The sequence below is a fragment of the Paenibacillus baimaensis genome (assembly GCF_025567575.1).
This window is the reverse complement of the sequence record NZ_JAOQIO010000033.1, coordinates 66,905-76,167: the sequence shown is the minus strand read 5'-3', so window position 1 is coordinate 76,167 and position 9,263 is coordinate 66,905. Positions and strand designations below refer to the sequence as shown.

At 44.3% G+C, this 9,263-nt stretch carries 5 protein-coding genes; 4 read left to right on the top strand and 1 reads right to left on the bottom strand.

All coding sequences use genetic code 11. The annotated features are described in order from the left end of the window. Positions 1-232 precede the first annotated feature (232 nt). From OB236_RS11090 to OB236_RS11075, 4 genes are all read left to right on the top strand, one after another. Positions 233-493 carry a hypothetical protein gene (locus OB236_RS11090; protein ID WP_262684051.1) on the top strand — a complete coding sequence of 87 codons (261 nt, stop codon included), beginning with the start codon at positions 233-235 and terminating at the stop codon, positions 491-493. Positions 494-904: 411 nt separating this feature from the next. Then, positions 905-4,018, top strand: coding sequence for an efflux RND transporter permease subunit (locus OB236_RS11085; protein ID WP_262684050.1), 3,114 nt, complete (start codon positions 905-907; stop codon positions 4,016-4,018). Positions 4,019-4,029: 11 nt separating this feature from the next. Further along, positions 4,030-5,307 (top strand): efflux RND transporter periplasmic adaptor subunit, encoded by a 1,278-nt coding sequence (locus OB236_RS11080; RefSeq protein WP_262684049.1) that lies wholly within the window; start codon positions 4,030-4,032, stop codon positions 5,305-5,307. Then, on the top strand, positions 5,304-7,034 hold the full coding sequence (locus OB236_RS11075; protein WP_262684048.1) for a hypothetical protein: 1,731 nt from the start codon (positions 5,304-5,306) through the stop codon (positions 7,032-7,034). Before OB236_RS11080 ends, OB236_RS11075 begins: the two co-directional genes overlap by 4 nt. Before the next feature lie 512 nt (positions 7,035-7,546). On the opposite strand, the gene OB236_RS11070 is transcribed toward OB236_RS11075, so the two are convergent. Next, positions 7,547-8,587, bottom strand: a complete 1,041-nt coding sequence (locus OB236_RS11070) for a hypothetical protein (RefSeq protein ID WP_262684047.1) — start codon at positions 8,585-8,587, stop codon at positions 7,547-7,549. Between the last annotated feature and the right edge of the window lie 676 nt (positions 8,588-9,263).

The window sequence follows — 9,263 nt, the reverse complement described above, 5'->3', positions numbered from 1 at the left end:
GCCCTGTGCCTGTAAATGATAAAGACTTAGAATATGCCAGGAAGATCAGGGAAACTTTGAGCGGGAAGGAGAAGCACCTTGATGAATTCATTGCGAACAGTATGTTCGGAGAAGTTGGCAGGAGGTTGCCAAGCAGTTCTCCGGCAAGGAAATAATAGACATTATCTTTCCGTTTGAGCCTATTGAAATTGTAGCGATGGGTTCTAGCGATTTGGGGGATGTAAGCTGGAATGTGCCAACAGTATCATTCCAAGCAGTTACCTATGCGAAAGATACATCGCCACATTCATGGCAGCAGGTTGCACAAGGGAAATCGGACCTTTGCCACAAAGGCATGTTACATGCAGGTAAAGTTATGGCGCTTGCAGGTGCAGAGCTGCTGGAAAATCCTGAACTGGTAGCAAAAGCTAAAGAAGAATTTGACAACAGACGGGGTGGGGAGACGTATTTATGTCCGATTCCGCCTGAGGTTAAACCGTCTCCCTTAAGGTAAATAAAGTCCAGCGTCAAAAGTGCAATTCAAAGATTGACGGCAAAACAGCAGTTGATGCTAACCCGCCGCAGTTTAGTCCAATGGAATTATCCAAAGTCAGCTCCTGTAGTTTGGGAGCTTTTTTGTGCGTGACTTCGGATAATTCGTTTTTCACCGTACATTTAGATATTTAGGTAATCTAAAGACTTTGCTTATGCTGTCTTTAGAAAACTTCTTTATAATGAAACAATGAGAAATGGAGTTTAGAAATAATGACTCATATCAATTACAGTCACTCAGCTATGATGAAGTTTTACTAAAAGACTAGAAGGTGGGGGGCCCGGGGAGATGAAGCAAGAAGCGGATTCGTTTGAGAAATGAACTGTGATGTAGTGATCGTTAGCCGTTTATTGGAGATGGGAGTGTAAAGAAATGGATCGTCTTATCAAATTCTCGATGAAGAATGTTGCTGCTTTGTTCATTATCATGATTCTTTTGTTCGCCGGCGGAATTTATTCTGCTAAAGAGTTGAAGGTAGAAAACTTGCCTGACATCTCGCTTCCCATTGTTATTGTTACTACCGAATATATCGGTTCTCCCAAGGATGTAATGGATGAGGTTACCGAACCTATTGAAGAGAAGTTCGCAAATATTAAGGATTTGGAAAAAATAACATCAAAATCCAGCGATAGCTTTTCAACGGTAGTTGTTAGTTTTATACAAGGGGTGGATACCGATAAGAAGAAGCAAGAAATCGAAAGTCTGCTCCAAGAGGTGGAGCTGCCGGATGCGGCCAAACCGCCGAAAGTATCGACGATGGGGTTATCATCTTCTCCGTCTAATTATTTGGTCGCCTATACGGACAACGGGATGAGCCAAGAAAAGCTGGATCAGTTATATTCGGATATCATTGAGCCCCGTTTGCTAGCGCTTAACGGAATTGATCACCTGGATGCCATCGGCGCCCGTGACTCCAGCCTGGACATCGAATTGAACGCGGATGCTCTAAACTATTATGGTCTTACACCTTCACAAGTGACAACTTTCATTCGTGCTGCGGTCACCAAAAGCTCAGTAGGCACCGTAAAGCTAAGCGGTAATGAAAAGATGGCGCGTGTCACCGGAGATATAACGAGTTTGGTTGAAATTGAAAATATAGAAATAACTACCAATCGTCATGGTACCATATTGCTTTCTCAAGTAGCCTCATTGAAATCAATCATGGAGTCGGATTTCAATAGCCGGTTTGATGGAAAGCCAGCTATCGGAATCGTATTGTACAAAGCAAGCAGTGCTAACGCGGTGGAATTTTCCGATGCGATTAATGCTCAAATCGAAGAGTGGAAAATATCCATGCCGAACGTAACGTTTAAAAGCACTTTCGATGGTTCGCACGAAATCAAGGAATCAATCAACGGATTGCTTCGTGAAGGTATTGTAGGCGCAATCCTGGCGGCACTTATGATTCTGATCTTCTTGCGAAATGTTCGGATGACGCTTATCGTTTTGGTTTCCATTCCGCTTTCTATAATGATTACGCTACTGCTGATGTGGCAGCTGGGCTTGACTTTAAATACCATGACATTAGGCGGAATATTCATAGCGGTCGGACGCGTTGTCGACGATTCTATTGTTGTCATTGAGAATATATACGTATCGCTGGAAAAGGCGCAAAAAAGAAATGAGTCCGTTATTTTATTGGCAACGAAACAGGTATCGTCGGCCATCACTTCTTCTACGCTGGCAACGGCTGGTGTATTTGCTCCTATGGGTTTAGTGAGCGGGATTATCGGTGAAGTGTTCAAGCCGTTTTCCATTACATTGGCCGCTGCATTGCTCTCTTCCTTGTTGGTTGCGTTGACGGTTATTCCACTGTTGGCCAAGCTTCTCGTATTGCAGGGCACGCATGCGCATGCTTCTCATGAAGATGAAAAACCGGGCCGAATACTGACATTTTACAGGAATGTGCTGGAATGGAGCTTAACTCATCGAATCCGCACGTTACTTCTCTCTGTACTTTTGTTTGTAGTTACGATAGCTTCTGTGTATCCATTCCTGAAGATAACCTTCTTACCGGATGGAAAGCCGTCCAATACGATGTATTTCCAGTTAAAGCTGCCTAACGATACTTCCTTCGACACCATGGACGGAATCTCCAAAGAGCTTGAAGGAATTCTGATGGAAACGAAAGATATCCACGGCAATAAGGCGTTTCATTTTGTTGAAGCTTTAGTCGGGTATAACGGGGACGGAGATCAACAAGCACCGAACGCCGCGCAAATTTATGTGGAAGCGAACGGGCAAGTTGATGCGGTAAAACTAAAAGATGAAGTAAAAGATTTAATTTTGACTGAGCTTCCGCCGGGTTCTGAGATTGAATCCAAGTCGCTTGGAGGGGAGAATTCAGCCGCATCCGATTTTGAATATTCGTTAAGAGGCGAAGATCAAAAGCTGCTTGAAGCTGCAGCGGGTAGAATAAAAGAAAAATTGAAAGAGTTCTCTGAGCTTAGTGAAATTGAGGACAACCTGAGCGATGCCAAGATGGAAGTACAGATTGCAGTCGATCAGAAAAAAGCGAGAACCTACGGACTAAATGCTTCAACCGTACGGGATACGGCGCGTTCCTGGATTCAAAAACAAGAGTTAGGCGATTTAAAATTCGATAACTTGATGTACACCACAACTGTGTCCATGAATACTGCGAATACGGATTCTCTTGAGAAGCTGGGCAACATTTCGTTCACAAGCTCAACAGGCACAACCGTTTTCTTAAAGGAAGTAGCTAAAATAAGCGAGGTCAAAGCCCCGGCCACACTCTCGCGGGAAGGTCAAAAACAGACGGTTAGTGTTACAGCGAAAATTAATAACTTAGACAAAAACGGCGTAAGCAAGAGGGTTTCACATGAACTTCAAAACGTTGAATTACCAGACGGCGTATCGCGTGAAGTGAAAGGTGTATCCTCCGATATTAATGAAAGCTTTACGCAATTAATCGCCGCTATGGCCGTCGCCATCGCCATCGTATATTTGATTATGGTTTTGGCTTTCGGCAACGCATCGGCCCCGTTTGCGATTTTATTCTCTCTGCCGTTGGCTGCCATCGGCGGTTTGATCGGTCTTGTGGCCATTAATGAGCCCCTTTCCGTCACATCTATGGTTGGTTTTATGATGCTGATTGGAATCGTAGTTACGAATGCGATTGTCTTAATTGACCGGGCGCAGCAGCTCCAGGTAGAAGGCTATACGGTGCGGCACGCACTCCTGGAAGCAGGAAGGGTCCGGCTTCGGCCGATTATCATGACAGCAGGAGCGACGATCACGGCTTTAATTCCGCTTGCTCTTGGTCTCTCAGGAGAAGGAGAATTGATTGGGAAAGGGTTGGGTATCGTCGTTATAGGCGGCTTAGTAACTTCTACAGTACTTACCTTGGTCGTCGTGCCAGTAGTTTATGAGATGCTCGATTCGATTAAAATACGCATGTCGCAGGCATTTAAGCGAAACAACAAGAAGTCGGTCTTGGATGAGACAGGCACGTTGGAATTATAGGAGGCGGAGATATGAAGAGATTAAAGACAAATCATGCTTATTTTAAAAGGCTGGCATCGTTACACACGATTGCAATACTTACCGTTGTTGTTGCATTGGTAACGGGGTGTTCGGCCCAAGATCCAAATGCTGTACAAACGGATTTAAAGGTAAGGGCTGTTGAAACAGAAGCGGTCACGAAGAAAAACATCGGCAGCCCGGTAGAACAGGTTGCAGAGGTTACAGCAGTAAGTGTCATTGATGTGGTACCGAAGGTAAGCGGGCAAGTGGTAGAGGTGATCAGAAAGAAAGGCGATTATGTTGAAAAAGGGGATATACTGTTTCGCATTGATAGCAAAGATGCGGAATCAAACCGCCAAAAAAATGAACTCGCCCTCAAAAGTACCCGGGATTCTTATCAAAAAGCAAAAGAGGATCAAACGAACAACCATAAGGATCTGACTGCTTCTGTTGAGAAGGCAAAGATCGAACTTACCAATGCACAGAACGATTATAATAAGCTGCGCAATAGTTTTGATTCCGGTCTGGCGACCGAGCACGATATTACCCTAAGCCGGCAAAAAGTGGATACGGCCCAAATGAATCTAGAGTCAGCCCAAAACAAATTGGCTGCAAATGATAGCCAAAACTTGCTTGCTACTTACGATAATCAAGATAAAACGGCTGCATTGGCTTTAGAAGACTCTATACGTATGTTGGACCATTATAACGTCAAAGCACCGGCCGGCGGGATTCTTACCGATTTTGAACTTGCAGTTGGACAATCGGTATCAACTACTAAAGTAGCGGGTCAGGTTCAGCAAATCGACCCGATTAAGATTACAACTGAGCTTTCGGAAAACAATTACCAACTTGTGAAGGCCAAAAGCGAACTCGTCTACTATAATCCGGATACTCCTGATAAGAAAATAACGGTGAAAATCAGTTATATGGCTCCTATAATGAGCTCCCAAACAAAGAACTACACGTTGGAACTGGGGGTACCCAATGCGGATCATGCGATCAAACCCGGTTCGCGCGTTCTTGTACAGCTTACAACGGAATCGGAACAATCCGTTATTGCAATTCCAGCGCTAAGTGCAATACGGGAAGGATCTGACACCTACGTGTTTGTACAGCAAGCTGACCAATATCAGAAAAGAAAAGTAAAGCTTGGCCGTATTAATGGACAATATCAAGAAGTACTATTAGGCTTAAATGAAGGTGAGCTGCTGGTCGTTACGGGTCAAAATCGATTGAAAGACGGACAGATGCAAAACCAAGAACTTAACGGAGCTGAGAAAAAATGATGAACAGATCTTGGAAAATCGGAATTGCGGCGGTTATGTTGAGTGTAAGTTTGATTCATGGGGAGGCCTCAGCATCAAATACAGGGCTTCCTTCAGATACTCACGATGCTGTTGTAACTATATCCCAAAGCCAATACGGTTTAGTGCAGGATATCCAGGCTACCGTGAAAAGCGTCTCCATAGAACCGACCAAAGAAGGCTACCGGATTGCAGCCACAGTCAGGGTGTATAACGGAGGTTCTGAGAAAACCCGGATTCCGGATCATGAGCTCCGGGTGCAATTGTCGGACGGCGTGGAGATGAAGCTGGATCCAAGCTCGAACAACCGAAAAGCGCTACAGCCTTCGGAGATCGCAGAGCTTGTTTATATGAGCGTAATCGACAGCAGCACACCTGTCCAAGTCACAAGTCTGAGCTTGGTGAAAGTGGACGAATATACGTACCCAAAGCAAGAAAAGGTATTGCTCTCTTTGCCGTTAAATGATCAGGTATGGTACGGAGCCGTGAATGCGGCTGCTAAGCTGAAGTCTCTGGCTTGGAGAGAAACGTTTACGATCCCGAGACTCAACTCAAGTCTGCGTTATACGCCGGTTGGATACTCCGTACAACATGCGGATTCGGGTCCAACGGCTGTTGTGACCTTGCTGGCTGAAAATCCGGGTTCCGGACGGGAAATCGTCCCAGACTTTCGTCTGGACGCACGGACGGAATCCAATACTTACACGGGCAAACGGACCGATACGGAAAACACTGCACTTGAGCCCGGAGAGAAAACATACATTTATACGGTTATCCCCCTTGAAAATAACGTAAGCGTAAGCAGCTTACTCGTGATGACGACGGATATGTTCATGAGCAGCGGATCTTCGACAGGCATAGCGATCGACACAGGAAAACTTACGCTGTTTCTTCCGGAAGGGGGGTATGCAGATCCGGCAAGCGCAAACGGTTCCTATACCATGGGGCAACGAATTACGTTAGATCCGATGTCGAAGATGCTTGATCAAACGGAAGTGTCGCTGATGGAGCTGCACTTTCAGCAAAATCCGAAAGAGGGCTACAAAACGGCGATAGCCAAATTTAAGCTCATCAATCTAAGTGATAAACCAGTACCTATGCTTAACTTTGAAACGGAGTTGGCCGGATCCGGAGGAGCGGCATATGCTGGTGCACGGCAAAGCAATATGAGCGCCACTCTGAACCCGGGGTTAAGTTATGTCGTGAGCTATGCGTTCCATGTCCCGCAGACCGAGTCGGGCAGCTCACTGACGCTTAAGCTGCTGGATACCAAAGCGGCATCCCCGTATAAGCTCGTCGCAGCTTCGTTGCAGCCGCAGCTTCAGCAGCATGAGGGCAGCAAGCTCCTCAAGATGTATCCTTTCGATGTAAATTTGGTGGATTGGAGTACAAGCACAAACTATAACGCATCAAATAGTTCGTATTCTTATAAAATCAAATTGAATTTGGATATCAAGCAGGTCGAGAATGTAGTGGTGGATTCAGGATTTTCCAAGCTGCATTTTGAGGTGATCGATAAGCTGGGGCGCGTGCTCGGTACGGCCGAAGGCGTCTTTACTGGCAATCAGCAGTTAATTAGTGGTACGCAAACGATTTTGACTAACAATATCCAGAGCGAACAATTTGAATTTCCGATTGTCGTAAATGTGTATGAACTGACCGAAACGTCAAGCGGGCATGCGAAACGATTGCTTACAACCTTGAACTAAACCATTAAGCCGCAGCCTAAAGTCTTTGGACTTCGGGATGCGGCTTTTCTTTGGTTCGGCAATACACGATCAAGCATTGGTCCATTGGTCCCGATTTCTGCTAAGAATAATGCGCATGTAGATGCAGTGAAGCTTTTGAATCTAAATAGAGTTAAAGGTACAATGACTTTTTTGGACTGTTTGAATGCGTAAATGAAATAGAAAATTGTTAAAACAAGACCGTGCTGAGAACATGATACATGGCGGAGATGTATCGAATGCGCATCTGAACCAATTGGTGGATGAAGTGTTAATACCGATTTTCTCAAAAGAAAATAATGCAGCATTTAAAGACATGTGCTAACACTTGCAGATATGATGGTAGAAGAAGTGAAAGTATTGGGATAAAAATAACAAGAGAAGCGCGTTCGGTTGAACGGGCTTCTCTTGTTATTGAATCTAGTCATTGTAAAGCAGGAAACAAGCGAAACGCCAAACTAAAACATTTTTTAGTGATTCAAAAATTCACCGAGTCATTGCCCTTTCAAAGGAGAACTTACACTTACGGATTGAGTGACTAAGTTTAGGGCTTGCTGCAGCACATCATTGCGGGCATTTTCCGGCAATTCGGCGAGTTCAGGTTCCCAGAGCTTTACGATGCGCGATGCCAACTCGCCTACAGATAGTCCGGTTAATTGAGTAAGAGTAGCTCCTGCTTTGTAGGCCTGCTGCATATTCTGAAAATCAAGATCATCATTAGAGGATACAAGGTAAGCGGCTGTGACGACGGATTGAAGATGTTCTTTCAAAAAGCGGGCTGTGTTAAATTTCGAAGCTTGGTGGAGGTCCGTCTTTTTTACCGTAGATCCAATAGTAGTCATTGCTTGATTGGCCAATTTAGAGCCTTCTTCGGAACTGATCCATTTTCGGTTCACTGCTTCCTCAATTTTTTGAAGGACTGGATTGGCAAGCGAGTTTATCAAATCAGCTTCATTGATGCGGGCGGCTACCGCAATGGGTTGGCCTTCGTCGAGCCTGTTCTTGATATCAATGAATTCCTCATTCGAGAGGCCGAGTGCAACGGTTTTGATTTGTTCCAGTCTCTGCTGCAGTACCGCATTGAAATCAAAGCTTTTTTCTCCGGCTGCCCCAGTGTACCCGGGAACTGTAGCAGCGGATTCGATTTCTTTGTACAATTCCATTCTTAGCGTATTCATTTGCTCGTTACTGATCGTAAAGGCTTGCGAAACTTGATCTAGAGTATATTCCGCCATGGTTGTCATTTTATTGCTGAACTCCTTGCTGCTGAGTCCTGATGCAACTGCTAGCGTTTGTCCGTCTGCTAAAGCATCATGGAACTCCAGGTAATCCCTATCGGTATTTGTGATAGCGTACGATTTGCTTAAGAGTTGGCTCCTCCAATCGGAAACGATATGTTGAATATTCACAGGAGGTTTAACGGTAACGATCTCCGAATCATCATCGGCATAAGCCTTTGTGGTTAGGGTGAACGATCCACCGAACAAAAGTGCGGTCGAAAGAATTGCAGCCATCCAAGATTTTTTGTTTCTCATACAAACTCCACCTTTTATAATTTATTAAGTATCGCTAAATATCTTACTGAGAAAAGCTGAGGTACTAATTCTAAGTAACATATTTTACCGACTTCCATGAATTTATTATAAACTCTCAGTCTAAGGTTAACTTAAGCATAACCTTAAGATTACCTTAGCATAGCTCGAAATAGAGAATTCCGATGGATACATATAGCTTCTTTAATAAAAAAGGCTAAATTAGCAATGCTTGCAATTAAAAGTTGTAATCAATCGTCCGCATCAGCATGTTCCTTAATCAGACCTGTTGATTAACCAAAATATGTAACTCAAGTAACCCCAAGATCGTTGTATGTTTGAACCCATAACTGAATGTTCACAATCCATACAAATGGAAGCCTACTAAGAATGAGCAATCGCGAAAATTGGACAAAAGAGAGCTTCGTATGCGGAGGGACTGTTGCCTTTGAGACGTCAAACAGCCATTTAAGTAAAACGTAGACCATTAAAGCTGCAAACCATTGACCGTACACGGCATCTTCAGTTGTACTTTTTTGGCCAAATCAAAAGCAATCGGGGATTATGCTAGGATTCGATGAAGGAAATATTAATTCTAGGCGGGACAAGCTTTTTCGGAAACAATTGCCGGAATCGAAGTCATGCATATGATAAAGAAAGGACAGATCGAATGCTATCA

Coding starts and splice junctions, on each gene's coding strand:
- OB236_RS11085 (WP_262684050.1), top strand. CDS start 905: ATGGATCGTCTTATCAAATTCTCGATGAAGAATGTTGCTGCTTTGTTC.
- OB236_RS11080 (WP_262684049.1), top strand. CDS start 4,030: ATGAAGAGATTAAAGACAAATCATGCTTATTTTAAAAGGCTGGCATCG.
- OB236_RS11075 (WP_262684048.1), top strand. CDS start 5,304: ATGATGAACAGATCTTGGAAAATCGGAATTGCGGCGGTTATGTTGAGT.
- OB236_RS11070 (WP_262684047.1), bottom strand. CDS start 8,587: ATGAGAAACAAAAAATCTTGGATGGCTGCAATTCTTTCGACCGCACTT.